General features: G+C 54.8%; 18 protein-coding genes and 3 pseudogenes. 8 read left to right on the top strand and 13 right to left on the bottom strand.

Annotation, left to right across the window (positions count from 1 at the left end; translation table 11 throughout):
* Window position 1: 1 nt before the first annotated feature.
* Window positions 2-2,803, bottom strand: coding sequence for a S8 family serine peptidase (locus K5K95_RS20025; RefSeq protein WP_222585729.1), 2,802 nt, complete (start codon window positions 2,801-2,803; stop codon window positions 2-4).
* 668 nt (window positions 2,804-3,471) lie between these two features.
* Here K5K95_RS20025 and K5K95_RS20020 point away from each other — a divergent pair.
* The gene (locus K5K95_RS20020) at window positions 3,472-4,926 is read left to right on the top strand and encodes a tyrosine-type recombinase/integrase (RefSeq protein WP_222585728.1); all 1,455 of its coding nucleotides are present in this window, start codon (window positions 3,472-3,474) and stop codon (window positions 4,924-4,926) included.
* A gap of 157 nt (window positions 4,927-5,083) precedes the next feature.
* Here K5K95_RS20020 and K5K95_RS20015 read toward each other — a convergent pair whose 3' ends face one another.
* From K5K95_RS20015 to K5K95_RS20005, 3 genes are all read right to left on the bottom strand, one after another.
* On the bottom strand, window positions 5,084-5,935 hold the full coding sequence (locus tag K5K95_RS20015) for a helix-turn-helix domain-containing protein (protein ID WP_261398016.1): 852 nt from the start codon (window positions 5,933-5,935) through the stop codon (window positions 5,084-5,086).
* Window positions 5,936-6,245: 310 nt separating this feature from the next.
* Complete coding sequence (locus K5K95_RS20010; RefSeq protein WP_222585726.1) at window positions 6,246-7,922, bottom strand: carboxylesterase/lipase family protein; 1,677 nt, start codon at window positions 7,920-7,922, stop codon at window positions 6,246-6,248.
* On the bottom strand, window positions 7,895-8,989 hold the full coding sequence (locus K5K95_RS20005) for a polyamine ABC transporter substrate-binding protein (protein ID WP_222585725.1): 1,095 nt from the start codon (window positions 8,987-8,989) through the stop codon (window positions 7,895-7,897). The genes K5K95_RS20010 and K5K95_RS20005 overlap by 28 nt, the downstream gene beginning before the upstream one ends.
* A gap of 143 nt (window positions 8,990-9,132) precedes the next feature.
* Between K5K95_RS20005 and K5K95_RS20000 the strand changes: the two genes are divergently transcribed.
* The 4 genes and pseudogenes from K5K95_RS20000 to K5K95_RS19990 all read left to right on the top strand — a co-directional run.
* On the top strand, window positions 9,133-9,762 hold the full coding sequence (locus K5K95_RS20000) for a TetR/AcrR family transcriptional regulator (protein WP_261398184.1): 630 nt from the start codon (window positions 9,133-9,135) through the stop codon (window positions 9,760-9,762).
* A gap of 357 nt (window positions 9,763-10,119) precedes the next feature.
* Window positions 10,120-10,305 (top strand): annotated as a pseudogene (locus tag K5K95_RS33160) (ISL3 family transposase); the annotation flags it as partial.
* Window positions 10,306-10,476: 171 nt separating this feature from the next.
* Window positions 10,477-10,656: pseudogene (gene ggt, locus K5K95_RS33155) on the top strand (gamma-glutamyltransferase); the annotation flags it as partial.
* 281 nt (window positions 10,657-10,937) lie between these two features.
* A pseudogene (locus K5K95_RS19990) lies at window positions 10,938-11,115 on the top strand (IS3 family transposase); the annotation flags it as partial.
* A 422-nt stretch (window positions 11,116-11,537) separates the two neighbouring features.
* Here K5K95_RS19990 and K5K95_RS19985 read toward each other — a convergent pair.
* The 9 genes from K5K95_RS19985 to K5K95_RS19945 all read right to left on the bottom strand — a co-directional run bounded on the left by K5K95_RS19985 (window position 11,538) and on the right by K5K95_RS19945 (window position 23,475).
* Complete coding sequence (locus tag K5K95_RS19985) at window positions 11,538-12,632, bottom strand: polyamine ABC transporter substrate-binding protein (protein ID WP_222585722.1); 1,095 nt, start codon at window positions 12,630-12,632, stop codon at window positions 11,538-11,540.
* Window positions 12,633-12,975: 343 nt separating this feature from the next.
* The gene (locus K5K95_RS19980; protein ID WP_222585721.1) at window positions 12,976-14,565 is read right to left on the bottom strand and encodes a phytoene desaturase family protein; all 1,590 of its coding nucleotides are present in this window, start codon (window positions 14,563-14,565) and stop codon (window positions 12,976-12,978) included.
* A 71-nt stretch (window positions 14,566-14,636) separates the two neighbouring features.
* Window positions 14,637-16,697 (bottom strand): FAD-dependent oxidoreductase, encoded by a 2,061-nt coding sequence (locus K5K95_RS19975; protein WP_222585720.1) that lies wholly within the window; start codon window positions 16,695-16,697, stop codon window positions 14,637-14,639.
* Between the two features lie 226 nt (window positions 16,698-16,923).
* Complete coding sequence (locus K5K95_RS19970; RefSeq protein WP_222585719.1) at window positions 16,924-17,796, bottom strand: ABC transporter permease subunit; 873 nt, start codon at window positions 17,794-17,796, stop codon at window positions 16,924-16,926.
* On the bottom strand, window positions 17,793-18,704 hold the full coding sequence (locus K5K95_RS19965; protein WP_222585718.1) for an ABC transporter permease subunit: 912 nt from the start codon (window positions 18,702-18,704) through the stop codon (window positions 17,793-17,795). The genes K5K95_RS19970 and K5K95_RS19965 overlap by 4 nt, the downstream gene beginning before the upstream one ends.
* A complete protein-coding gene (locus K5K95_RS19960; protein ID WP_222585717.1) occupies window positions 18,701-19,834 on the bottom strand; it encodes an ABC transporter ATP-binding protein in 1,134 nt (377 codons plus the stop codon). The genes K5K95_RS19965 and K5K95_RS19960 overlap by 4 nt, the downstream gene beginning before the upstream one ends.
* A 33-nt stretch (window positions 19,835-19,867) precedes the next feature.
* Window positions 19,868-20,968, bottom strand: a complete 1,101-nt coding sequence (locus K5K95_RS19955) for a polyamine ABC transporter substrate-binding protein (protein WP_222585716.1) — start codon at window positions 20,966-20,968, stop codon at window positions 19,868-19,870.
* Window positions 20,969-21,046: 78 nt separating this feature from the next.
* On the bottom strand, window positions 21,047-21,406 hold the full coding sequence (locus K5K95_RS19950) for a cupin domain-containing protein (RefSeq protein ID WP_222585715.1): 360 nt from the start codon (window positions 21,404-21,406) through the stop codon (window positions 21,047-21,049).
* An 8-nt stretch (window positions 21,407-21,414) separates the two neighbouring features.
* Window positions 21,415-23,475, bottom strand: a complete 2,061-nt coding sequence (locus K5K95_RS19945; protein WP_222585714.1) for an FAD-dependent oxidoreductase — start codon at window positions 23,473-23,475, stop codon at window positions 21,415-21,417.
* Window positions 23,476-23,867: 392 nt separating this feature from the next.
* Between K5K95_RS19945 and K5K95_RS19940 the strand changes: the two genes are divergently transcribed.
* From K5K95_RS19940 to K5K95_RS19930, 3 genes are all read left to right on the top strand, one after another.
* Window positions 23,868-24,416 (top strand): cupin domain-containing protein, encoded by a 549-nt coding sequence (locus K5K95_RS19940; RefSeq protein ID WP_222585713.1) that lies wholly within the window; start codon window positions 23,868-23,870, stop codon window positions 24,414-24,416.
* Window positions 24,417-24,773: 357 nt separating this feature from the next.
* Window positions 24,774-25,523: an electron transfer flavoprotein subunit beta/FixA family protein gene (locus K5K95_RS19935; RefSeq protein WP_222585712.1), complete on the top strand. Its 750-nt coding sequence runs from the start codon at window positions 24,774-24,776 to the stop codon at window positions 25,521-25,523.
* 1 nt (window position 25,524) lies between these two features.
* Window positions 25,525-26,454 carry an electron transfer flavoprotein subunit alpha/FixB family protein gene (locus tag K5K95_RS19930; protein WP_222585711.1) on the top strand — a complete coding sequence of 310 codons (930 nt, stop codon included), beginning with the start codon at window positions 25,525-25,527 and terminating at the stop codon, window positions 26,452-26,454.
* The last annotated feature ends 11 nt before the right edge of the window (window positions 26,455-26,465 follow it).

Genomic DNA, 26,465 nt, shown 5'->3' with positions numbered 1-26,465 from the left:
GTCACACCCAATTGAGCTTAGCGCGGCTGATCGGGTTGTCACCCGCCCCCACCGCGCCAATACCATGCGCATAGTTCTCACGCAGCCAACTACCGCCGAAATGCAGCCCCACAACACCTTGCGGCGAGTTGAAGTTGATTAGCGGCGAGCCCGAGCATCCGCCGAGGGTTGTAGCGTCATGAGTGAAAACACTGCTTTCATTGTCGCGAGGCAACGTGCCTACACCTTGCATGATGAGGCCCGGCGAAAGGTACTTGGTGCCGTAATCAGCACCAAACAGCTCGTTGAGCCGGGTCGCGATTTCTGCATCAATTGCACCTGTGGCCGTACGTGGTAATGCGCCCGGACGTCCGGGGTAACCGGCGAGGAATACCTGGCTGTTCACATCCGCCTTTGACGGGTCTTTCACCACGGTCATAGGTGTTGGCAGGCTCCGCTGGCCGTTGGAGCTCTCCACCTGCAACAACGCTGCATCGAGGCATGAAAAGTCAGCCATGTTGTCAGGAATCTGCTGCGAGCCCGCGCCAATCACCTCGGTGATGCGAAAGCGCGTCGCTGTCGTCAGCGAACTAGGTTCGTCGGCAAAATCGATGGTCACGTCATTGCTGAGCATGATCCAGTCTTTCGGGTTATTCCGTTGCGGAATCGGGGCGGCGAAGGCTTGTAGGACATGACGGTTGGTCAACAGAACGCCGTCGCCAATCAGGAAACCCGTGCCTACATGGATACCACCGACATCGATGCGACCGATGCGGGACAAGCGGTCTTGAAGGCTCTGATCGTTCCTCATCAGATACAGTGTGTCGGACCATGTGGCGGCTTCCGGATGATCGGAATCCACGTCGTTATTGCGTACCCGCAATGTTGGTCGGCCGGTCATACGGACCAGCGCCTCAAGCCCCACGGTTGTTGTCGAACCGGCTTTTGCACCTTTTACATAACCGTCGAGATCCTGCGCCACCGTCCCGACCAGCTTCTCGCGAGTTTCCCGAGAGATTCCCGATCGGGCGTCGAGCAAGCGGGTAAAACGGTCAAGCTGTTCGTGTTTACCGGTGCCCCGCAAGTAATCCCGTGCGAGTTCGGGACTAAAACCTTGTGCACTCTCCAAACCCAGGGCCTTCGTCGGCAAGGCAAGGCTTATGCGTTTGTCCTGGAACGACAGCGGCCCGGTACTCGGCAACCGTGCCAAGCTAGTTTGGCCAGCTACTTCGGCAAAACGCCGCAGGCGCGGATCAGTTGACAGCTGAATGTGCTCATTCAACTCGGCCGACGGCCGGGTCGAGAACCATTTCGACTCAGTGTTCAAACCTGACGCAGTACCTGTGGCGCGGGCCTGAGCCAACGCGATAGCGGCGATTTCCGTTTCGTACCTGGCGAAGCGCAGGGCCGGGTCAATGACTGCAAAACCGTATTCCTGATTGAGCAAGGTCTGAACGTCATGCACGGGACCACCCAGCGACTCGACATTCACAACGGGAATGTCACTCAACGCTAGCTTCAACAACCCATCAGCCGCCACCAACCCACGGCCATAGTTTTCGGCATCCCACACCTCTGGCTGGCGAGAGGTGGCGAGCAGTGCGGCCTTGAACAGTTGCTGAACGGTGACACCATGTTGCGTTGCATAGTCGATCACCTTGTCGCGACCATGATGGGCCAGCCATAGCGCGGCTACACCCGCAGTGAGCGCGGTGGCAAACGACGTTCCCTGCCCTGGCGCCACGACGTCCGTAGGCTCGGTCGAAGCGTGGCGTTGTGCTCGCCAGACCAGTTCGGCCGGTGCTGTGATATCGACAGCCTCCCCTCGGCAACTGCCAATCCAGGTGCCGTCTTCAACGTTCGAGCCACCAACGGCAATGACCTCGTCATAACGGGCCGGCCAGACCACGATGCGTGCGCAATTGCCGGCCGCAGCAATGACGATCAGGTTCGCGTTCACCGCTTCACGCACTGCCGCATGCAGAGCGCGGCTTGGCACACCACCGAGGCTCATGGAAATGACGTGGCAGCCGACCTGTGTCGCGTGGGCAATTGCCTTGGCCACGGGTGCAGCGTTGAAGATTTTGACGTTTTCGATGCAACGAATCGGCGCGATCTTTGCGGCGGGCGCAGCGCCGCACATCTGCGCGGTATCTCGGCCGGCAAGGACGCTGGCAGTCGCAGTGCCATGTCCGGGATTGCCCATTTTTGGAGAAAGTGGATCGGTGGGGTTCGGATCGTTATCGATAATGTCGTAGGCCCGGGTTTTGTCGAGCATTTCTTCACCGAGCTGCGCATGCTCGGTGATCCCGGTATCGGCTTGTGCAATGATGATGCCGGCGCCGCGGCTCAAGGCCCAGGCATCCACCACGCCCGCCGACTTCAAGGCCCAACGGCGATCCGGCGGCGGTGCTTTCTTGACGATACAGGTCGCCTCTAACCATTCGAGCGCCTCGGTGGCGGCTTCTTCACCCGGTTCGACCGGTTCGGTATAGAAACCCGTCCCGAGATCAGGCTCGGCGGATAGCAGATCCAGCGCATTGGCGAGGGCATAGCCAATGGAAAACAATTCGCGGGACGGCAGCGTACGTTCGACGCCCAAGCAACGCAGCACCAAAAATGATTCCAGCAGGGTATCGAGCGGCTGCAAATTCAGGTTCGTCGAACCCAGCAACGCCGTAATGCGACCCCGCTCGGCTTCGATATCAGGAGGGGTTTTGTACTCAAGGACAAACCGCAGTTCGTCTGGCGGGAAACCGTCGGTGGCCACCGCTAAGGTCTGTGGCTGGTTCAGAATCTTGCGCAATATGGCCAAGTAATCCATCACTTTCCCCTTCTATCCTTGGAAACAGCACTAAAAATCTACGCCATACTGACGCCGGCCGGGCGCTCAGCGCAATACCGATGTGCCGCTACCGTGTATTTCCACCTAACGGCCTATTGCGCGAGAACCGCTTTCCGAGATTTGTTTCACGCAGTACATCGATCAACGCCTAGATCGCCGTCGAGATTTTGAGCTCACGCTTAGTCAATACACCGATGATGTCGACGTTGGAACTTGTGTTGCGTAGCTATGCATATATTTGTGGAGAGTAAGCGAATAGCAAACTCATCTTTTAGTAACCGTCGGCAACTCAATTATCAAACTGAGGGCCAAAGCGCAGAGATAAATTCCGGCTTCGGTATCCGCTGAAGATTCCACCCAGAGCCAGTCGTTTTGTAGGGGTAAAAACGCCGAAAAATAAAAAGGGGTCGCGAGATAAAATCTCGCAACCCCTTGAGTTATATGGTCGGGACGGAGTGATTCGAACACTCGACCCCTAGCACCCCATCTCCTTTTTCATACTTCTTGAAAGCTTCCAAAATTTTACTCTGGACTTTTATAAGCTAGTATTTACTTGAGCTCCAGCGGTGTTCTGCTCCACGAGAGTCCAGTAACGTCCATCAAGAGCCGACGGTTTTGTGGGGGGAAAAGTAGGGGGAACTCATTTTATGGCCAAAATCACCATCAAAGAACTCGAGTCGCTGACCGCCGATGATGCCGGCAGAATCCTCAGGGAGGATGGCAATCTAGCCGGTCGAATCTCAGTCCGTAAGGACGGTGTGTCGGTCAGCTTTTTCTATCGCTATCGGTGGGGCGATCAGAACAAAGAGTACGCCTGCGGGTCCTGGCCGCGCAAATCCCTGACGGACATCCGTAAAGCACGCAACCAGGCACGTGCGCTCATCGATGAGCAGATCAATCCCAACGAGCAAAAGAAAACCGCCAAGGCACAGGCATACGCCGCTGCTAACGTAGAGGCTGAACAAGTAAAAACGACGAAGGCGCGAACGCTGACCGTCCAAGATCTGGCCAAGGCGTGGCTGTTGGATGGCGTGGCGCGCAAAGACGGCAATGCTGAATTGCAGCGCCGCTTTAACAAGGACCTATACCCGGCGCTCGGCCAAACAGCGGTGAGCAGTGTGTCCGAGCACGATGTTCGGACAATGATCCGGGCGGTCGTCAGCCGCGGTGCTCATCGGCAAGCGATCAGTTTCTTCGCCGACCTCACTCAGATGTTCGGCTGGGCCAGAAAACGCCAACCCTGGCGGGCCCTATTAGTCGAGGGCGATCCAACAGAACTGGTCGACATCACCCCATTAATCCCTGCCGACTACGAGGCAGAAAGAAGCCGGATCCTTTCGCAGGCTGAGCTGTTGGAACTGCACAACCGCTTCCAGCAAATGACCGCCGATTACAACGCCCTCCCCGCCGGTCAAAAGTACGAGGGCATTCGACCGTTAAAGAAAGAAACCCAACTCGCGCTCTGGATCAGCCTGGGTACGCTGTGCCGGATTGGCGAGTTACTGCAGGCCGAATGGAAAAATGTCGATCTGGACCTGCAGACGTGGTTCCTCCCCAGTGAAAACGTCAAAGGCACTCGCGGCAAGAAACAGGACCACCATGTCTTCCTCTCCCCCTTCGCCCTGCATTTCTTTCAGGAATTGAAGACCCTAACGGGACATTCCCAATGGTGCTTCCCGAACAAGCTGGATGATGGGCATGTGGACGTAAAAGTGGTGAGTAAACAGGTCGGCGATCGCCAGGCGCGGTTCAAAAACCGCAAGGCCCTCTCCAGACGGCGTCATGACGATACGCTGGTCCTTGCCAACGGCCAGAACGGTGACTGGACACCGCATGACCTGCGCCGAACGGGAGCGACCATGATGCAGGCCTTGAGTGTCAGCCTGGACGTCATCGATCGCTGTCAAAACCATGTGCTGGCCGGCTCTCGTGTAAGACGCCACTACCTGCACCACGACTATGCCGAAGAGAAGAAACGCGCTTGGGACCTGTTGGGCGATCGACTCAGCGTCGTGTTGTCCTCCACCTACGAGCATCCGCCAGCAGAATCGATGATGTCTTTTCCTGCTTTTACCGCGACTGGCTCTATACCGCCTTCTTAAGTCGGCATATTTAAAGTCCTGATAGTTAGGGGTTCGATCTTTTCGCGGCGTTGCCGCACAGGACGTCCTCAGACGGCCGCCAACTCCGGGCGCAGCTACTGGCACTCGGAATGCTGTAGTACCACTTGAGGGATTTCCTTAGGAACTGACTGCCCCCTCAACGACAGTTTCGAGTGAGCGTTGTGCGCGGGTACTCACCGAACAGTGCATGGTACGAGTCGGAGAAGCGTCCCAGATGCCAGAACGACCAGCGCATGGCGATTTCAGCAACAGTGACCTCCCAGGATGTGGATTGCATAAGATCCCGCCGCGCAGCGTTGAGACGACGCGTACGCAGCCACTGGGTGGGGGATAGTCCTGAGTAACGTTTGAAGATGTGCTGCAGCTGCCTGACACTCACATCGGCTGCATCGGCAAGCTCTAAGGCGCAGAGGTTGTCCTGAGGGCAATCGTTGACTCGCTCGATCACACGCTGGATTACCCGCTTGCCCTCACCGGCCCTCGCGTCCTTGGTCCCAACTTCCAGTCCTTGTTCCAGGATGAAGCAGCAATCTTCGAGGAGCTGCTCTACCAGATGTTGGTGGTTAATGCCGGTAGGGTTGCTGGCGGCATCGCTCAACATCTTACTTAACCAGTTGGTAAACAACCTGCAGTATTGGGAGCGCAAGGGCATCAGGATCAGATCATCAATGCCCAGCGACTCGCTCGACATCCTCGCCAAATCGCTGCGCCTGAACACCACGGAGAGTTCGCGGTAACTCTCGGGAGTTACCCAGATGTCGCTAGTTTTCTCATCGAGTAGATAGAGGGCTTCCTCGTTTATGTCGAAGCTAAACACCAGGGTATTATCGGGTGTGTGAAAAGCCTGCTCAACACGCAGGTTCATAACCTCTTCGAACACCTCCACGCTCTCTGCCTGGGCATGCACTGTCCGACCTCGGAAGGCACCAGGGGAAATTTGCGCATACTCCTGAGACCATCCTGGAATAGCCAGTTTTTGCTGATCCACGTCGCTAGTGTTTTCGATTCTGAAGCTGATTGGCTGTCGCATTGGTTGGACTGCAGGTGGCTAAGTCAGCTCGCCGTCGACGAGCCGCTCTGCCAAAGGAACGTATCCGTTATCGCGCCCATCTCTAGGGGGAGAGGGGCATTTGTGTTTGGAAGGTTTTGCTGACGTCGACCACGACTGTAGAGGAGCAGATATCATCTAAGCCGTACCTGCCCGCTCTTTTTGGTGCTTCCTCAATGGCTGTTGAGGGTTCTAGATCAGTTGCCGTGTCGGCTCGCCTTTACTTCGGACCAGCACAAGTCCCCGTCGCTCAATATGATGGGTAGATATTCTGGAACCACCATTCTCGTCGTTTTTTGTATGGGTCTGACTTGATGCTGGGTTTGGCGTCCAGGGCGAGTAATGAACGATGTTCGGTGTCGTAATCAGCCCAAGCGGAGTAGTCTGGATGGCCGGCTTCGGCGTAGCTGAAGATTAGGCCCTGCATCAGCCTTACCAGCGACTCACGCTCTTGGCAGTCGGTGTCAGTGGTTGGCAACCCAGCAAGGAGCTTCCCTACATAAGTGTCCAGCTTGTCAAAGAAGTACACCTGATCCGCAGCATGCTGTGCGCGACGACGAGGGTCGGTTTCACGATCAAATCTATAAACTTTCACTCGGTTGTTTCGAGCTAGCCCCTCGGCAGCCCATAGCGAAGGCATTACAAAAGCGCTGTCACCGAGCAGGTGCATTGCCCGCTGTCCGTCGTTTTCGTCAGGGAATGTCTCGCGGTAAAGGCTTTTGACCGACTCCGCCAAACCTGCCGGAATACCAATACTTTCGATGACTGAATCCATTCCCATCTGATCAATTCGCTCATCCCAGTTGAGCCACAACCCCATCTCATAGTTGGTGAAGCCGATGATGATGTCGATCCCTGTGACCTCGCCTTTGGCAGCAAAAGCGATAGGGTCGAGGAGTGAGCTTTTGGCATGGGATTTTGGCCAGAACAGCGAATCCATATGGAAAAGCATGTCCCTACTTTCGCTGAGCTGATGAACTTTCATCATCAAGTCTGCGGTAGTCATCTCACTTAGCTGCTGGAAGCTGTCGATGCCGCAATCGGCAAAGAATTCACGGGCCACATCTCCTGCTGACGCATTGGATAGTCCATACGTTAGATCGCCACTCAGTCCCGGCAGCCCTGCGTAACCACTCATCATCACCACGCGCCTGACCAGGCCGTTTAGATGCCCACCTGCCAGATGCCAGCTGATATCGATGCTGCCTGCGGATTCCCCCATGAGAGTAATGTTCTGCGGGTCACCGCCAAACTGCGCGATGTTACGGCGTATCCAGTGGAGAGCCTGGAGCTGATCGAGTAAGCCGTGAGAGTGTGAACCTGAATACTCCTCTCCACCAAGAACACTAACATCAAGGAAGCCGAACACTCCCAATCGGTAGTTGATGGAGACGAAAACCATGTCGCCGTTCTTTGCCATCTGATCGCCGTGATAACATTTCAACCGACTGCTTTCCAGCCAGTTGGCACCGCCGTGAATCCACACGACTACAGGCTTCTTGTGTGCCCCTAAAGACCGTGTCCATATGTTAAGAGTCAGGCAGTCTTCTCCGCCGACCCAGGGCTGCCCCTCAACCTGAGGCTCATCGGTGAACTCCGAATACTCGCCCTCGGTAGAGTCGAATAACTGCGCAGAAGCGGATCCAAAACTGGCAGCATCGCGAACGCCACTCCAACCGTCATGAGGCTGTGGGGGACGGAAGCGAAGAGCACCGACCGGGGATTTGGCGTAGGGAATACCGAAGAAAGTATGCAGGCCGGCGGCTCTATCGAAAGCACCGCGAATAGCCCCTTCCTCAGTCTGAACAACCGCGGTTTGAGTAGATGCAGAACACATTACGAAATCCTTAAGCGATGGAGCCTGATGCAGCCCCATCAACAAATAGAAGGGTTGAATGATCACAGGGAGTGCTTGAAACGGTTCCACGCTCGGGTCATATCACGTAGCTGTTTGGGGCTTGGGTCGATCTGCCAGAACATCTTCTTGCGGACATCCACAGGCGGGAAAATGGCCGGATTTTGGGTGACTTCTTCTGGAAGCAAGGCGAGGCTGGCTGGCACCGCAGTGGCATACCCAACAGTCGCAGTGAAATCCGCGCTTACCTTTGGCTCCAAGGTCTCGTTCAGGAAGCGATAGGCTGCGTCCAAATTAGGAGCGCCTTGGGGAATGACGAGGAATCCAAACCAGGCTAGAGCACCTTCCCGAGGGGCAACGTATTGGATCTTGTCGGTGATGCCGGCTTCTTGGGCCCGCGCGCGTGCAATCCCAACATCGCCTGACCAACCCAGCACGAGGCAGATATTGCCGTTTGCCAAGTCGTTAATGTATGTGCCCGACGCGATGTAGCGAAGGTTTGGAAGGATCGCTTTAAGAAGCTCGTTGGCCCTCTCCAAGTTCTCAGGTGTCGGCTGCTGCGGGTCAAGCCCGAGGTAGTTTAGGACGATGGGATACACATCCTCTGGACTGTCGAGCATTGCGACACCGCAAGATTTAAATCGGCTGACGATCTCTGGCTTGAACAGCAGGTCGAGCGAGTTGAATGGCGCATCAGACATTTTTGCCTCAAGCAGGGTCCGATTCATTCCGATGCCGGTGGTGCCCCAGTCGTAGATGAGCGCATGGCGATTGCCAGGATCTTTGCTCTCCACGAACTTCATCAGCTCAGGATCAAGATGCTTCCAGTTGGGAATCTTGCTGCGATCTAACTCAGTCAATGCGCCGGCCTTGATGAGTTGGCTCAGCGAGGTATTCGAGGGCGCTGCGACGTCGTATCCACTGTTTCCTGTGAGCAGCTTCACTTGAAGCGTCGACTCACTATCAAAGGTGTCGTACTGCACCTGGATACCGGTCTTGCCCTCGAAGTCTTTGATGGTGTGTGCACCGATCAGATCCGACCAGTTGTAGACCCGAACTTGCTGGGGAGCCGCGAAAGCAGCGCCGATAGACGCTGCGAGTGAAGCGGTGAAGCCAATAACCAAACCAAGCCTGCTCATGGCGGTAGTGCCCTCGTTTTTGTTTTGTGGGCAAAAAACTATTCCATTACAACTATATAGTCAACTACAAAAATAATGCCAGCTACACAGATTGGCTTGCAGTCGCTAGAATGCTTCGTCGTACCATGGAACTCGGAGTGAATATGCCCACTAGCCAGCCACAGACGCCATCGCTTCGCGAAAGGAAGAAGGAGAAATTTCGCCAGAACCTCATAAATACTGCGACCGAGTTGTTCCGCGAGGGGACGGTCACTAGCACACGGATGGAGGACATTGCGGCGAATGCTGAGGCAGCGGTGACAACGGTTTACAACTACTTCCCGAACAAGCACGCGCTGCTAATTGCCATCATTGAGAATCAAGTGTTTTTGGCGCAGGAAAGGGTGCATGAGGTGCTGAGCGATCTTCCGGCAGACCCTCAACAAGGCATTCTCGCTATGATTGCCGCAGACTACGGCGATGTAGACTCAGTCGAGGACAAGCGCTTCTGGCGCGAGCTTTTAGCGGTGATGGTGCTAGCGGTCGATGAACAGCCCGATATTGAGCATGCGCGGCGCCGCTTCCGGGCGTCATTGAAGAGGGCCATCGAGGTGTATATTGAAAGTGGGAAGCTCAAAAGTAGTCGTGACGCTGATGCCCTAGTCGACATCATCTATGCGATCTACGCGTTCCACTTTCGTAACCTGGTGTGCTCGCAGGACTCTCTCACTGCGGGCATTTTGCAGCTCGTTGAGCGAGACATCAGCCTGTTGTTTGTCGATTCGCTGACATGACCTTTTATCTGCGAATGGTCTAAATTTGGCCGGGCCACGGTCATCTCTGAGCGGCAGTTATTGCCAACAGCTACCGTCCACGGAAGGCAGCTACCGGCCCAGAGTGTGTAAAAACGCTCATAACCTGATCGTCTTGGGTCATTGACGTTCGTTGGCTGAGCGACAGCACGGTCAATGCTCCGAGTCGCATCGGTCGCGACCTGGAACACGAAACGCTGTTTTTTACAGCCTCTGGGATGGGCCAAAACCAGCCTTCTTTATGGTTCTTCACGGAATCCCGGGAAACACAGAAACAAGAACGCCGATTTGTTTGATGATGTTGGTGCGAACAAACACATCTAACAAACCGGCGTTCTTATGCGCGATATTAATACTTTCCTTCCGTTTTGGGAGGGCTTTTCTGTCGTCTCCATCAAGCCTGATGGTGACGCACTGCAGATCGATCTCATCCCCCAGGCCACCCGATTTCCTACCTGCAGCGGCTGTAACTCGCCCAGCACAACCACCCATGAATATTGCCGGCGGCTCATCCGTGACCTGCCCATTCTTGGGCGGCCGGTGCAGCTGAACCTTGAACTCAGACGAGTTGGCTGTGACGCTTGCGGCAAACGAATGGAGGCTATCAGTTGGGTTGATCGCTACTCTCGGATGACGCGCCGCTTGGCTGAAGCCGTCATCCAGACCTGCCGGCGGCTGCCTACCTGGCATGTGAAATACGGTACCAAGCCTCGTGCGGCCCTGATTGAACCAGCCATTTCACTCGCTGATAAAGGATTTACCCTTGAGCAAGGTGACGTTGACTTGCTGGTGACAGCCACCGACGACTTCAAGAAAAACATGAAGGACTCTGGGTCGATCTTCCTCTCAGGTGGAAAGCCGATGGAGGTTGGCCGGTATCGCGGATGTTGGATGGTGCCCTTTTAGAACGAAGAATCGGAACTGAGCCTCCAGGGTTTAGCGCCGCGGAGCGGGTGAGAAAAAGCACCCTAATTGCCCGGAAACAGGGCGTTTGGCAAGGCTATCTGACATGCGAAAACGCTGAGAAAGAAAGGGAAGTATCAGACTAGATTGGTGCCAAAGGCAGCGCGAAAAAGGGCCAAAAGCGGCGTGAACACACACCTGTGCCCCGTTCTGAATAAGACTTACACCTTCTGAACTATTTTCAGGAGGGTGCAATGGAATCAGGAAAAAGGCGTAGTCAGCGAGATTACACACTGACCTTTAAATTATTGGACGTCGACCAAATCGAAAAAGGTGAACTGAGTTATAGATAGGCTTAGGAGCACTACGGGATTCAAGGCAAAACGACCGTTCTGACGTGGCTACGCAAGCATGCATCGGCTGGATTGGAGCCCAGGCACATACATTGGCTCGCCGAGGGTGGGGTCTATGCCCGACAAAAACCGACCATTGGACGCCAAAGCAACGCATCAGTAACCAGCAAAAGCCCCCCTTAAAATTGATTACCAGTTCAACAGCCCTAGCATGATCGCGTTTGCATCTACCGTAGTGCGAATCGATCAAACCCGCGTCAACCTTTCGCCACTGAGGAAAATTTGGAACTCCGAGTCACTGATTTGGCTGACCGGACCAAAATTTACCGCTCTAAGAAATCTTGTATCGTCCGCCCAACGCGTCTTGCCGTCATCCATAGAATCCAATGAGATCTGCTGCGTTGACTCAATGATTATGCAACAGTGATCTAAAAACTCGGCGTCTATTACAGAACATGCTTATAGCGGTCTTCAATAGACGCCAGACACCAGCGAGCCAAATTACTGAGTGTTTTTCAGATTAGTCCAAGCACGGGTCATCCAACGAACCACGTTCTGAGGAAGTAAGGTGGAGACGTAGAGGTGGTCAATCACCTCTTTATTCGGATAAACCGCAGGATTCTCGAGTAGCTCCTTCAATACCAAAGGATCTGCGGCAGGGTTGGGATTGGCATAACCGATGTAATCACTAACCTTAGCTATGTTCCGGGGATCCAGCAGGAAATTGAGGAACACATGCGCTTCGTCTTTGTGCTTCGCGTCTGCCGGAATTGCCAATACGTCGATCCAGAGATTGCCACCCTCCTTTGGCACAACGTATTCAATTCGGGCGCCAATGTGAGCTTCTTCAGCGCGCTTCATGGCCTGGAAGCCGTCGCCAGAGTTTGCCATCGCGATACAGATATCGCCGTTGGCGAGGTCACTGATGAATTTTGAAGAGTGGAAGTAGGTGATGTAGGGGCGGATCTTCTTCATCAGATCCAACGCTTCTTCGTAATCCTTGATGTTGGCGCTGTTGGGGCTCTTGCCCATGAAGTGGAGCACTGCGCCAAACAGCTCATCCGGTGAGTCCATCACTGCGACGCCGCAGCGATGGAGCTTCTTGACGACCTCCGGATCGAACAGAGCCGCCCAGGAATCGATGTGGTCGACGCCCAGGGCCTGCTTGATCTTGTCCTTGTTATAAGCAATGCCGCTCGTGCCCCACATGTAAGGGATGGTGTATTGATTCCCCGGATCATTTTCCTCAAGGCGCTTGAGAATAGTGCTGTCGAGGTTCTTGTAGTTCGTAAGCTTGGAACGGTCCAGCTTCGCGTAAACGCCGGCCTTGATTTGCCGAGGCAGGAAATGGCTGCTTGGCACGACGATGTCGTAGCCGGTATTACCCGTCAGTAGTTTTGCCTCGAGGGTTTCGTTGGCCTCAAAGACATCGTAGACAGTCTTGATGCCGGTCTCCTTGCGGAAATCAGCCAGCGTCGTATCGCCGATGTAATCAGTCCAGTTGTAGATATTGACCTGACGCTCCTCGGCAAACGCGCATGTGCCGAGCGTGATCCCTACAGCCAGTAGTGCGTGCAGCGTCTGCTTCATGTTCATCTGCTTCCTCCGTTATTGTTGTTGCAGATCAAGTAATGCCGTCTGGGAGAGGCGCTATTCATCGCCTCGATTCCGTTCACCAACATCTCTATTGCGTGAACTCGCAGTGTCGTGCTGGCAACGCAACGCAAAAAACAGCCTTCTGTTACTCAAACTTGTTGAAGCTAATGCGATTTTGACCGGGGCTTGTTTTTATTGCCCGGTATGTTGCCCATCAAATACAGCGCAAGAGCGTTCTTGCCGAGTATTCGGGTAGGCCAATGAACGCCGGCGGGCAGTTTCAATATCGCATCAGCGTCAACCGGCTAACAACCATTGGCAGGCCCTGGCCGCACTACAAGTATCAGTTATCCTTTATGATGCGCTTTGCAGCATTGTACCCAGGCGCACCTGTAACGCCTCCTCCTGGATGGGCACCCGATCCGCATAGATACAAACCTGCTACGGGGGTCGAGTATTGAGCGGCATCAGGATGAGGACGAGAGCTGAATAACTGATCTGGCTCGAGTCTTCCATGACAGATGTCCCCGCGAGTCATGCCAAACATGCGTTCCAAGTCAAGAGGGGTCAGGCACTGATAGCCAACCAGAATCTCTCTTAGATTAGGAATGTAACGCGCAACATAATCGATGATATTTTCGGCCACTTCCTTCTTTATATCATCCCAATGTCTTCCTTCAGACAGGTCGTAAGGCATATATTTACACAGCAGACTCATTACATGATGACCAGCCGGGGCAAGCGTGTCGTCAATCGTACTCGGCATCAACGCTTCAACGATTGGGGGATTTGCAGGAATTCCGCTTCGAGCCGAATAATAGGCACGCTCCACATGCTCCTTTCCTTCTATGAAGTAGATCCCGCCCTTATGGTGCGATCCAATTCCCTTCGAGGGTATACATGCAAACTCCGGGATACCCTTCAATGCAAGGTTCATTCGCAAGGATGCTGATTCTTGGCGGAACACCTTGATATCTTCCGCAAACGAAGTCGGAAGATGCTGCTCTCCCAGTAAATTCAGGAACGTGCGCTTTGGGTCGGTGTTTGCAGCTACTATTTTTGCTGATATCTGCTCGCCCCCTTTGAGGCGCACTCCACGCACAGCGCCATTTTCAACGAGTATGTTCTCGACCTCGCTGTTTACACGTATCTCGACGCCTTTAGCGACAGCTGACTTTGCCATAGCCTGCGTTATCGAGCCCATCCCACCCTTGACTATTCCCCAAGCACCTCTGCGTCCGTTCAACTCACCAACCGCATGGTGCAACATCGGCATACAAGCACCCGGCTGATGCAGCGAAGCAAATGTTGCCGGCATACAATGCGTAGCCATGACTGACTGGATTTTTTTACTCTCGAACCAGCGATCGATCATGCTGCTGGGTGTCCCGAGAAATAGTTGCAGCATTCGATGCCGTGTTTCCGAGTCTGTTTTATAAAGGTCCAGCCCCAACTTCAGTCCACTAAAAAGATCCTGAATACCTCCACCGGCCAGCTTCGGCGGCTCTCGTAGCCATTGCCCCCGAACTATATCTCCAACTTTTTCAACAAGATGTTCGAACTGCTGGTAGGCAGAATAATCAGTCTCTGAAAACTTCGCGAACTGTCGCTTATTCTCTTCTTCGTCTGCTGTAAGTAATAGGTACTCGCCATTGATATCTGGATAGAACGAATTTTCCAGTGGCATTGTCTCGTAGCCATATGCCTCGAGCTGCAAGTCCGAAATCACTTCTGGTCGCAGAAGGCTGACCACATAGGATGCGATCGAGTTTCTATAACCCGGGAAAAACTCCTCGCTGACTGCCGCCCCGCCGACGATATGGCGCTGCTCTAAAACGCAGACGCGAAATCCCGCCTTGGCCAGATAGTTAGCTGTAACCAGCCCATTATGCCCGCCACCAATCACTACTACGTCATATGTCAAATCGTTCATTCTGTCCTCAGCCGTATTAGCGCATGCTGCCTATTGAAGAGGAAGCGTATGCTTCTGTATTCATCTTTAACTCAAGAGTGGACAATGACTCGTTCGCGACGGAAGGCAATTGCCTCTTCGCTTTCCTGCAGTTCACGCGCCGCCAGATGACCGCTGTAAACAGCACTGGCGATAATTCCCGGCGCATAACAGTCGCCTATTGCACGGACCGATTTGATTCCCGCAACGTCAAGCGCAGAACTGTCTTTGACCAGATCGAGGTACAGGCCTTCGTTCGGTAGGCGCTCGGTAACCAGCACCACGGCTGCACTTGCAATCTCATATTCCTGCCCTGTGTAGGTGCAGGCAGTCACGACACCGTTATCCGTCAGCTTGCACAGCGAACGGTTAGTGTTGATTTCAACCCCTAGCTCCATCAGGCGTACCTGCGTTCGCCTTTGCTCCCAGGTGAAATAGGACCAGGGAGAAACAACGGGGAACGGAGTTACAAGGCGAACCCGGCATCCCTTTTTCGCCAGCAACTCGCAGATAACGCTGCCCATGTAGTAAGTGTCGTCATCGAACACCACTACTTCGCCTTTAGGCAGATTGCCTCCCATGATGTCGTCGGGCGTGAAGACGGGGATGGTGCCAAGCCCCGGTACCGGCTGATGAAGGCTTCGACCCACACCATCGCCCCGCCAGGTCGCGCCGGTTGCCACCAGTACATGCTGGAAACCAAAGCCCAGAACGTCCTCGGTCGAAAGGTTGCTCTCTCGGTAAATGCCTACTTTCGTGGATTTCAGAAGCTGCTGCACACGGTAGTCTGCAACACGACGCCACTCCGCCAACCCCGGCAGGCCACCTTCTTTCAATACACGACCGCCCAACTCAGCCGAGGCCTCGGCCAGGGCAACGGAATAACCCCGCTCGCCCAACGCACGCGCCGCTTCGAGACCCGAAGGACCGGCACCGATGACCAGAACCGAATCATCGGACCGCTTCGGATTCATACGCTCCGGGTGCCAGCCTCGACGCCACTCCTCCCCCATGGTCGGGTTCTGCGTACAACGCAGCGGAACCATGTTCTGGTCGGACGAAACACAGATGTTGCAGCCGATGCACTCGCGGATATCCTCAAGGCGATTTTCCTTGATCTTGTTCGGCAGGAACGGATCGGCGATGGAGGGCCTGGCTGCACCGACGAGGTCCATGACGCCAGCCTTGATCAGGCGAACCATCGTGTCGGGAGAGGTGTACCGCCCTACCCCGACGACAGGCTTGCTGGTGACTCGCTTTACAAAGGAGATGTACGGCTCCTGGTAACCCTCCTGCGAGTAACGCGAGGGTGCCGAGTCGTGTTCCCAGTCACCAACGTTCACGTCCCAGAGATCGGGAAGCTCGGCCAGCATCTCGACGATTTCACGTCCTTCGGCGTCATGCCGAATGCCGTCGTTCCCCATGAGCTCTTCAACCGAAAAACGCAACGCGACCGCACAGGTGTCGCCCACGGCATCCTTGGTGTCTTCGAGCACTTCACGCAGCAGGCGAACACGATTTTCAAGGCTGCCACCGTAATGATCGGTACGGGTGTTGTAGCGAGGAAGCAGGAACTGCTGAAGGATCGAAAGGTTATGCGCCGCGTAGACGTAGATAATGTTGAAGCCAGCACGCTTGGCGCGCAGCGCGGCATTTCGATGCCAGGTTCTGAAGTCCTTGATGTCTCGAAGCGACATCCCCCGCGCCTGAATCGGCTCTTCCATAGCAATTGACCGGTGGGACGGCGCGATTGGCGGCATACGCGAGTCCTGGTTGCCAAAAGCCAAGCCCACATGCGCCAACTCGATCCCCGCCAAGGCTCCATGCGCCTGAACAGCCCGGGTCATGGCATGGACGGCAGGGATGTCGGCATCATCCCAAAGCCGGCCCTCGGCATAGGGTCCCACATCGGAGGTGGGGTGAATGTCAGTAATTTCCGTGCAGATCGTCCCCCAACCACCTTCCGCCTTCACGCCTCGCATAGCCGCAAGCATGTTTGGCCGGACGTGTCCCATGCCATTGCAATGAGGAACCTGGAAAAAACGGTTGGGAGCCGTGACAGGCCCGATTTTCACGGGCTCGAAGAGAATGGAATAGCGCGGATCTGTCGTCACAGGACGTACCTCAGGATGACCAGGAGCTCGGCGCTCCTTACGTTGTTATGGCCATCACTGTGAAACCAATCATGAAATTATGCAATATTTTTCATGAATTATTTTTTGTATTTTCACACACTTCACGACCAACAGCGCGACACCAGGCGGGACAGCTCGATCAACTGACAAGCGGTGCCGGTTTACACCTGCATCACCTGCACCGCCTCCCGCCGTGCTGTCGGGTTTACGCCGCCTGTAACTGCGGCAGTGGTGCTTTTGCCGAAACGTCCTCATGCATCAGTTGGACGGACCGCCGCCTGCGCTGCTCACCTCTACGGGTGAAATACCATGCGAAGAAAGTGAACAGCGATACAGATAACAGGATCAGGCTGGCCACCGCGTTGATCTCCGGCTTCACGCCAAGGCGTACGGCAGAGAACACTTCCATTGGCAGCGTGGTGGCGCCCGGACCGGACACGAAGCTGGCGAGTACCAGATCATCCAGCGACAGGGCAAAGGACATCATGCCGCCCGCCGCCAGCGATGGCGCGATCATCGGGATGGTGATCAGCAGGAACACTTTCCAGGGCCTGGCGCCCAGGTCCATGGCCGCTTCCTCGATGGAAAGGTCCAACTCACGCAGGCGCGCCGAAACCACGACCGCCACGTAGGACGAACAGAAGCTGGTGTGGGCAATCCAGATGGTCACGATGCCGCGCTCCTGCGGCCAGCCGATCAACTGGGCCATGGCGACGAACAACAGCAGCAGCGACAGACCGGTGATCACCTCGGGCATGACCAGCGGCGCCGTGACCATGCCGCCGAACAGCGTACGGCCACGGAAGCGTGGAATGCGGGTCAGCACGAAGGCGGCCAGGGTGCCCAAGGCAACAGCGGCAACCGCGGTATAGAGGGCGATCTCCAGCGAGCGGAACACCGACCCCACCAATTGTCGGTTGTCCAGCAGTCCGACATACCACTTCACCGACCAGCCGCCCCAGACAGTCACCAGCTTGGAGGCGTTGAACGAGTTGATGACCAGGATGACCATCGGCAGGTAGATGAATAGCAGACCCAACACCAGCATGATGCTGGAAAACGACCAACGCTTGTTCATACCTTGCCCTCCAGCTCTTTCGCCTGGTTTTTGTTGAACAGGATGATGGGCACGATCAGGATCGCCAGCATCACCACGGCGAGGGCGGAAGCCACCGGCCAGTCACGGTTGTTGAAGAACTCCTGCCACAGCACCTTGCCGATCATCAGCGTCTCGGGGCCGCCGAGCAGTTCCGGAATCACGAACTCGCCCACCACAGGAATGAACACCAGCATGCAGCCGGCGATGATGCCGTTCTTGGACAGCGGGACGGTGATCTTCCAGAAGCTGGTGAAGTTGCGCGCACCAAGGTCGGATGCAGCTTCCAGCAAACTCAAGTCGTGCTTCACCAGGTTGGCGTAGAGCGGCATGACCATGAACGGCAGATACGAATAAACGATGCCGATGTACACCGCCAGGTTCGTGTTGAGGATGACCAAAGGCTCCGGAATGATCCCCAGGAACATCAGCAAGCTATTGAGCAAACCGTTGTTGGAGAGGATACCCATCCAGGCGTACACGCGGATCAGGATCGCCGTCCAGGTCGGCATCATGATCAACAGCATCAGCACGGTCTGCATTTCCTTGTTGGCACGGGCGATGCCATAAGCCATTGGATAACCGATCAACAGGCACAGGACCGTGCTGATCGCCGCCATCTTCAGCGATCCCAGGTAGGCGTCGATATAGAGCGGGTCGCCCGTCAATATCAGATAGTTGCCCAAGTTCAGTAAGATCTGAAGGGACTGGTTGGCGTACTGGACCACTTCGATGTAAGGCGGAATGGCAACGTCGGCCGAAGCCAGGCTGATTTTCAGCACGATTGCGAAGGGCAGCAGGAAGAACAGGAACAGCCAGAAGAACGGCACACCGATCACGACGTGCCTCCCTCTTGGCCGTCGTGCCTCAATGAATTTAACGATGTTCATGATTGCAGTACCACGCCAGCATCATCGTACCAAGAGATATAAACTTGCTGACGCAATGTCGGTCGCTTCAGATGCCGCTCACTGTTTGGGATCTGTACCTGGATTTTCTTTCCCGACGCCACCCTTACAAAGTAATTGGTGTGCCCACCCAGGTACGCTACTTCATCAACACAACCGAGCGTCCAATTGAAGTCGGAATCAGGGCGTTCCAACGTCATAAGCATTTTTTCCGGACGAATTGCATAGGAAATTGACTTGCTTTGAGCGCGGGTACTGATGCCATGGCCAATGTATATGAGCTGCTGCAGCACGGGTGACGAGATCAAGGCACGATCTTCCAGATCCTCGACCAACTCGCCGTCAAAGACGTTAACGCTACCGATGAACTCGCATACGTGACGATTGATCGGGGTCTCGTAGATATCGACAGGACTCCCGACTTGCTCGATACGGCCGTTGTTCATGATGGCAATACGTTGAGCCATCGACATGGCTTCTTCCTGGTCATGGGTCACCATCACGCAGGTAACCCCCACTCGGCTGATGATCTCAACGAGCTCGAGCTGCATTTGCGTACGCAGTTTTTTGTCCAGCGCCCCCATCGGCTCATCGAGAAGAAGAAGCTTGGGACGCTTGGCCAACGAACGAGCCAGGGCAACGCGCTGGCGCTGCCCTCCCGATAGTTGATGAGGCTTGCGCTTTGCAAAGCTGGTCATCTGAACCAGCTTCAGCATTTCTTGCACGATTTTGCCGATTTCGACTTTCCCTTTCCCATCCTGCTTCAAGCCAAATGCAATATTCTGCTCGACTGTCATATGCGGAAATAACGCATAGGACTGGAACATCATATTGATAGGGCGATCATAGGGAGGGACATCTGCAATGGACTCTCCCTCCAAGAGAATCTGTCCCTCGGTGGGCCGTTCGAAACCCGCCAACATTCGCAGCAAGGTCGACTTCCCCGAACCGGATCCCCCAAGCAGAGCAAAGATCTCACCCCGCCGAATTTCCAGGTTGACATCATCAACCGCAACGACACCGTCGAACTTTTTCGACACCCCTTGAATCTTGAGAACAATCTCACTTCGTGATTGATCCATTGATTCAGAAACAACAGCAGCAACAGTCATCGAATTACTCCCGACATACCCGTGAACGACAGTTCAACTACCGCTTTTAATTTTATTCCAAGACCTGGTGATAAATCTTACTAGTTCAGGCGAACGTGACTTAATGACAACCAGGCGTCGAGCAACGTCTTCCGGCGGATAAATCACTGGATCATTGGAAATTTCTGGCAAAGTGAACTGCTTTGAACCTGGCACTGCGTTTGGGTAGTGAACGTAGTTTGTAATCGCCGCCATTACCTTCTGGTCGAGCACGAAATTAATGAATTTCTCGGCATTTTCCGGATTCTTTGAATCCGCAGGAATCGCCATCATGTCGACACTTAGCTTTGACCCTTCTTTCGGGACGGCGAAGTTAACATGAACGCCATTACCTGCCTCTTCAGCTCGCGAATTAATGAGTCCCGGGTCGCCGGAATAGCCAATGGCGAGGCAAATATTTCCATTGGCAAGATCGGAAACATACTTCGACGAGTTGAAATAGGTTACGTAGGGTTTTACCTTCTCCAGAAGGTCTGACGCCTCCTTGTAATCCTTCAGGTCAGTCGTATTGGGGTCCTTTCCGATGTACTGAAGTACAGCAGGAAAAATCTCGTCAGGCGATTCGAAAAAAGCCACGCCACATTTGGATAACTTTTTGATATTTTCAACATCAAAAACCGCAGACCAAGAGTCAATAGCGTCTATACCCAGAGTCTCCTTGACCTTTACCGGGTTGTAGATAATGCCATTCGAGGCCCAGAGGTAAGGAACCCCATAAACGTTACCAGGATCGCTGGACTCGATCAGCTTCAGCATTGCAGGGTCCAGGTTCGAGAGATTGGGAATCTTCTCCTTATCGAGCTTTCGATAAACGCCCGCCTTGACCTGCCGGGCTAGAAATTGAATTGACGGAACTACAAGATCATATCCTGTATTCCCCGAGAGGAGCTTGCCCTCCAGAGTTTCATTAGAATCAAAGACATCATAAACGACAGTGATGCCCGTTTCCTTTTGAAACTGCTCTTTCAAAGCAGGGTCAATGTAATCCCCCCAGTTATAGATATTTACAACATTACCAGAAGATTTTTCCTGTGCCTGAACTGCACTCAGACCAAACGCAAAAGCAAAAACTGAAAACGCCAGGATCTTATTCATTTCTGACTCCACACACATGAAGAAGAAAGTAAATACCCAAGCATATGAGCCGCTTACACGGCTCATATGTTAAATATTTTAGCTAATCACGAAGTACTTCCTGACCGTAACGATGTTCTCCCAGACTCCATCGAAGCCGGCTGGAATAACGAACGAGTCTCCTTGTGAATAATCCTCGGACTTTCCTTCGCTGTCGGTCAGCCGAACGACGCCTTCAAGCAAATGGCAATATTCGTTTTGCTCCGAGATAAATGCCTCCCGGAAACTCCCTGCCTCCCAAACACCAACAGAGTATCCAGATTCAGGATCGTAGTAATGAAGCCACGTTGTGGAGATGTATTCTCCCGAGAGAACGTTAGCGTGATTGACAGTCTCAATGGCCGGCTCCACAGCAGAGCGGCAGAAAGACACCACGTCTTCTACATGTTTCTTGTTCATTTTTTTACTCACGAGTGGACGATGATTCGTTCGCGACGGAAGGCAATTGCCTCTTCGCTTTCCTGCAGTTCACGCGCCGCTAGATGACCGCTGTAAACAGCACTGGCGATAATTCCTGGCGCATAACAGTCGCCAATTGCACGGACCGATTTGATTCCCGCAACGTCAAGCGCAGAACTGTCTTTGACCAGATCGAGGTACAGGCCTTCGTTCGGTAGGCGCTCGGTAACCAGCACCACGGCTGCACTTGCAATCTCATATTCCTGCCCTGTGTAGGTACAGGCAGTTACGACACCGTTATCCGTCAGCTTGCACAGCGAACGGTTAGTGTTGATTTCAACCCCTAGCTCCATCAGGCGTACCTGCGTTCGCCTTTGCTCCCAGGTGAAATAGGACCAGGGAGAAACAACGGAGAACGGAGTTACAAGGCGAACCCGGCATCCCTTTTTCGCCAGCAACTCGCAGATAACGCTGCCCATGTAGTAAGTGTCGTCATCGAACACCACTACCTCGCCTTTGGGCAGGTTGCCTCCCATGATGTCGTCGGGCGTGAAGACGGGGATGGTGCCAAGTCCCGGTACCGGCTGATGAAGGCTTCGACCCACACCATCGCCCCGCCAGGTCGCGCCGGTTGCCACCAGTACATGCTGGAAACCAAAGCCCAGAACGTCCTCGGTCGAAAGGTTGCTCTCTCGGTAAATGTCTACTTTCGTGGATTTCAGAAGCTGCTGCACACGGTAGTCTGCAACACGACGCCACTCCGCCAACCCCGGCAGGCCACCTTCTTTCAATACACGACCGCCCAACTCAGCCGAGGCCTCGGCCAGGGCAACGGAATAACCCCGCTCGCCCAACGCACGCGCCGCTTCGAGACCCGAAGGACCGGCACCGATGACCAGAACCGAATCATCGGACCGCTTCGGATTCATACGCTCCGGGTGCCAGCCTCGACGCCACTCCTCCCCCATGGTCGGGTTCTGCGTACAACGCAGCGGAACCATGTTCTGGTCGGACGAAACACAGATGTTGCAGCCGATGCACTCGCGGATATCCTCAAGGCGATTTTCCTTGATCTTGTTCGGCAGGAACGGATCGGCGATGGAGGGCCTGGCTGCACCGACGAGGTCCATGACGCCAGCCTTGATCAGGCGAACCATCGTGTCGGGAGAGGTGTACCGCCCTACCCCGACGACAGGCTTGCTGGTGACTCGCTTTACAAAGGAGATGTACGGCTCCTGGTAACCCTCCTGCGAGTAACGCGAGGGTGCCGAGTCGTGTTCCCAGTCACCAACGTTCACGTCCCAGAGATCGGGAAGCTCGGCCAGCATCTCGACGATTTCACGTCCTTCGGCGTCATGCCGGATGCCGTCGTCCCCCATGAGCTCTTCAACCGAAAAACGCAACGCGACCGCACAGGTGTCGCCCACGGCATCCTTGGTGTCTTCGAGCACTTCACGCAGCAGGCGAACACGATTTTCAAGGCTGCCACCGTAATGATCGGTACGGGTGTTGTAGCGAGGAAGCAGGAACTGCTGAAGGATCGAAAGGTTATGCGCCGCGTAGACGTAGATAATGTTGAAGCCAGCACGCTTGGCGCGCAGCGCGGCATTTCGATGCCAGGTTCTGAAGTCCTTGATGTCTCGAAGCGACATCCCCCGCGCCTGAATCGGCTCATCCAGAATAATTGACCGGTGGGATGGCGCGATTGGCGGCATACGCGAGTCCTGGTTGCCAAAAGCCAGGCCCAGATGCCCCAACTCGATCCCTGCCAAGGCTCCATGCGCCTGAACAGCCCGGGTCATGGCTTGGACAGCAGGAATGTCGGCATCATCCCAAAGCCGGCCCTCGGCATAGGGCCCTTGGTCAGAGGTGGGGTGAATATCAGTGTTCTCAGTACAGATCGTCCCCCAGCCACCTTCCGCTTTCACGCCCCGCATGGTAGCGAGCATATTTGGCCGGACGTGCCCCATGCCATTGCAATGAGGAACCTGGAAAAAACGGTTGGGAGCCGTGACGGGCCCGATTTTCACGGGCTCGAAGAGAATGGAATAGCGCGGATCTGTCGTCACAGGACGTACCTCTGGATGACCAGGAGCTTGGCGCTCCTTACGTTGTTATGGCCATCACTGTGAAACAGCATATGAAAATATGCAATATCTTTCATGAAGAAAATATACTTATTTCACAATCACTCAGACTGAGCCCGGCTACCTGGCGATTGGCGCCAGTGCGCACAGCCTGTGGTCAAGTGGCCTGTGCGGCCGTCAGGAGCTGCTCATCCCTGACTTTGTCAGAGCACCAATGTGAAACCCCCATGAACAAAATCTGAAGTTTTCACGACGTCCGGTATACTGCAGGCCGTCCCGACCAAAAACCGACATTGGTTATCATTTGCGGCAACACCCGCTACCCCCCCCCTTAAAACCTACTCGCCATCCGCGTGTACCCCTTGGAGCCAAGAATGAACGACCACGTTGCAGGCTTGAGAATCAAATACCTGCGCAAGAAAAAAGGTCTCAGTCTTCAGCAGGTAGCTGATCGAATTGGCAGATCGATTGGTTTTGTCTCTCAGATCGAACGAGGACTTTCCCGACCGAGCATTGAAGACATCGGGGCGATCGCTCAGCTTTTGGAAGTCGACTACTTGAGCTTTTTTACTTCCGAGCAGGAACTGCCTAAGCACCCTGTCCTGGTGAAACGCCGGGAGCGCTCGGCGCTTGATTATCGCGGGGGCATAAAGGACCAACTTCTGTCGCCCGATATTTCTGGCAAGTTTCATATGCTGCTGACAGAAATTGCCCCGGGCTCCAGATCAAGCGACGATCTGATGACGGATGCGGGAGAACAAGGCGGCCTGGTTCTGGATGGTGAACTGGAACTGACAATCAATGGAGAAACACTTCACCTGGTTGAGGGTGACAGCTTCCATTTCACGTCCAGCACCCCGCACAGCTACGTCAACAAGGGCCAAATACCAACCAAAATTGTTTGGGTATTTGCCCTCCGCTAACCCCATTTCATTCGCCTATTTGGGCACATCCACCGCTCTTCACTCCCCCCCTTCCAGCTCTGGACCCGAGTTTTTCACGCGGGCCCAGCCTCTCGCCGTCCGCGTAATCAACTGATTTATATCGTTTTTTTCAAATCGACGAGCTCACATTTCAAACCGCTTGCCTGGCGCCGTGAAAAAACGTATAAAATTTCACGAGTATCTCTCGTACCGTCAGCGCTCTTCCCTGCTCCTTCGAAAGGAAGCCCGCGCAGGCTCGGTTCGTGAGTTCCGTCACCCAAAAAGCGCGGCCATCGCTCCACGCAGATGGCTCCAAATACGCATTGCTGCACCTCAAGCAGGCTAGGTAATAACAAGATGAAAGTACTGGTAGCGATAAAACGGGTCGTTGATTACAACGTGAAGGTCCGCATGAAGGCTGACAACTCCGGTGTTGATCTCGCCAACGTCAAGATGTCGGTGAACCCCTTCTGCGAAATCGCCGTGGAAGAGGCCGTACGCTTGAAAGAGAAAGGCATTGCGAGCGAAATCGTCGTCGTCACCATTGGTCCGAACGCCGCCCAGGAGCAACTGCGTACTGCCCTGGCCCTGGGCGCTGACCGCGCTGTCCTGGTTGAGTCCGACGACGAGCTGAACGCTCTGGCCGTGGCCAAGCTGCTCAAGGCCGTGCTCGACAAGGAACAGCCGCAACTGGTCATCCTCGGCAAGCAAGCCATCGACAGCGACAACAACCAGACCGGCCAGATGCTGGGCGCCCTGAGCGGCTATGCACAGGGTACTTTCGCGTCCAGGGTCGAAGTGACGGGCGACAAGGTCAATGTGACTCGTGAGATCGATGGTGGCCTGCAAACCATCGTGCTGGACCTGCCCGCCATCGTTACCACAGACCTGCGCTTGAACGAGCCGCGTTACGCATCGCTGCCGAACATCATGAAAGCAAAGAAGAAGCCGCTGGACGTAGTCACTCCGGACGCCCTCGGCGTGTCCACCGCATCTACCGTCAAAATCCTGAAAGTTGAAGCGCCGACCACGCGCCAGGCCGGCATCAAGGTCAAGTCCGTGGCTGAGCTGGTTGAGAAACTGAAAAACGAAGCGAAGGTGATCTGAGATGGCAATCCTGGTAATCGCTGAACACAACGACGGCGTCTTGGGCGCTGCGACTCTGAATACCGTCACTGCCGCTCAGAAGATGGGTGACGACATCCACGTGCTGGTTGCAGGTTCCAATGTCGGCGCTGTCGCCGAAGCCGCTGCCAAGGTTGCTGGCGTGTCTCGGGTACTTGTTGCCGACAACACTGCTTATGCGCATCAGTTGCCGGAAAACGTTGCGCCGTTGATTGCCACCTTGGGCAAGGACTACAGCCACGTACTGGCCCCGGCTACGACCAACGGCAAGAACTACCTGCCGCGCGTAGCCGCACTGTTGAACGTCGACCAGCTCTCCGAAATCATCGCTGTTGTAAGCGCCGACACCTTCAAGCGTACGATCTACGCCGGCAACGCCATCGCCACCGTGCAGTCCTCGGCTGCCGTGAAAGTGATCACCGTGCGTGCCATCGGGTTCGACGCCGCCGCCGCTGAGGGCGGTAACGCCGTGGTTGAAGCGATCAATATCGTCACTGATGCAGGCAAATCCGCCTTCGTCGGCGAAGATCTGGCCAAGTCCGACCGCCCGGAACTGACCGCCGCCAAGATCGTCGTGTCCGGCGGTCGGGGCATGGGCAATGGCGACAACTTCAGCCTGCTCTATTCCCTGGCGGACAAGCTCGGTGCCGGCGTGGGTGCCTCCCGTGCTGCCGTCGATGCTGGCTTTGTACCGAACGATATGCAGGTCGGCCAGACCGGCAAGATTGTCGCGCCGCAGCTGTACATCGCCGTAGGTATCTCCGGCGCCATCCAACACCTTGCCGGCATGAAGGACTCCAAGATCATCGTCGCGATCAACAAAGACGAGGAAGCGCCGATTTTCCAGGTCGCGGACTACGGCCTGGTCGGTGATCTGTTCGAGCTCATTCCAGAGCTGGAGAAAGCCCTTTAAGGGATAGGTCG

This window comes from Pseudomonas sp. DR48 (assembly GCF_019823085.1).
Classification (GTDB): Bacteria; Pseudomonadota; Gammaproteobacteria; order Pseudomonadales; family Pseudomonadaceae; genus Aquipseudomonas.
The sequence above is the reverse complement of the archived record's forward strand: the minus strand, read 5'-3'. Positions and strand labels throughout refer to the sequence as shown.

Coding starts and splice junctions, on each gene's coding strand:
- K5K95_RS19980 (WP_222585721.1), bottom strand. CDS start 14,565: ATGAACGATTTGACATATGACGTAGTAGTGATTGGTGGCGGGCATAAT.
- K5K95_RS19955 (WP_222585716.1), bottom strand. CDS start 20,968: ATGAATAAGATCCTGGCGTTTTCAGTTTTTGCTTTTGCGTTTGGTCTG.
- K5K95_RS19970 (WP_222585719.1), bottom strand. CDS start 17,796: ATGAACAAGCGTTGGTCGTTTTCCAGCATCATGCTGGTGTTGGGTCTG.
- K5K95_RS19950 (WP_222585715.1), bottom strand. CDS start 21,406: ATGAACAAGAAACATGTAGAAGACGTGGTGTCTTTCTGCCGCTCTGCT.
- K5K95_RS19930 (WP_222585711.1), top strand. CDS start 25,525: ATGGCAATCCTGGTAATCGCTGAACACAACGACGGCGTCTTGGGCGCT.
- K5K95_RS19960 (WP_222585717.1), bottom strand. CDS start 19,834: ATGACTGTTGCTGCTGTTGTTTCTGAATCAATGGATCAATCACGAAGT.
- K5K95_RS20020 (WP_222585728.1), top strand. CDS start 3,472: ATGGCCAAAATCACCATCAAAGAACTCGAGTCGCTGACCGCCGATGAT.
- K5K95_RS19985 (WP_222585722.1), bottom strand. CDS start 12,632: ATGAACATGAAGCAGACGCTGCACGCACTACTGGCTGTAGGGATCACG.
- K5K95_RS20000 (WP_261398184.1), top strand. CDS start 9,133: ATGCCCACTAGCCAGCCACAGACGCCATCGCTTCGCGAAAGGAAGAAG.
- K5K95_RS19965 (WP_222585718.1), bottom strand. CDS start 18,704: ATGAACATCGTTAAATTCATTGAGGCACGACGGCCAAGAGGGAGGCAC.
- K5K95_RS20025 (WP_222585729.1), bottom strand. CDS start 2,803: ATGGATTACTTGGCCATATTGCGCAAGATTCTGAACCAGCCACAGACC.
- K5K95_RS20005 (WP_222585725.1), bottom strand. CDS start 8,989: ATGAGCAGGCTTGGTTTGGTTATTGGCTTCACCGCTTCACTCGCAGCG.
- K5K95_RS19935 (WP_222585712.1), top strand. CDS start 24,774: ATGAAAGTACTGGTAGCGATAAAACGGGTCGTTGATTACAACGTGAAG.
- K5K95_RS19940 (WP_222585713.1), top strand. CDS start 23,868: ATGAACGACCACGTTGCAGGCTTGAGAATCAAATACCTGCGCAAGAAA.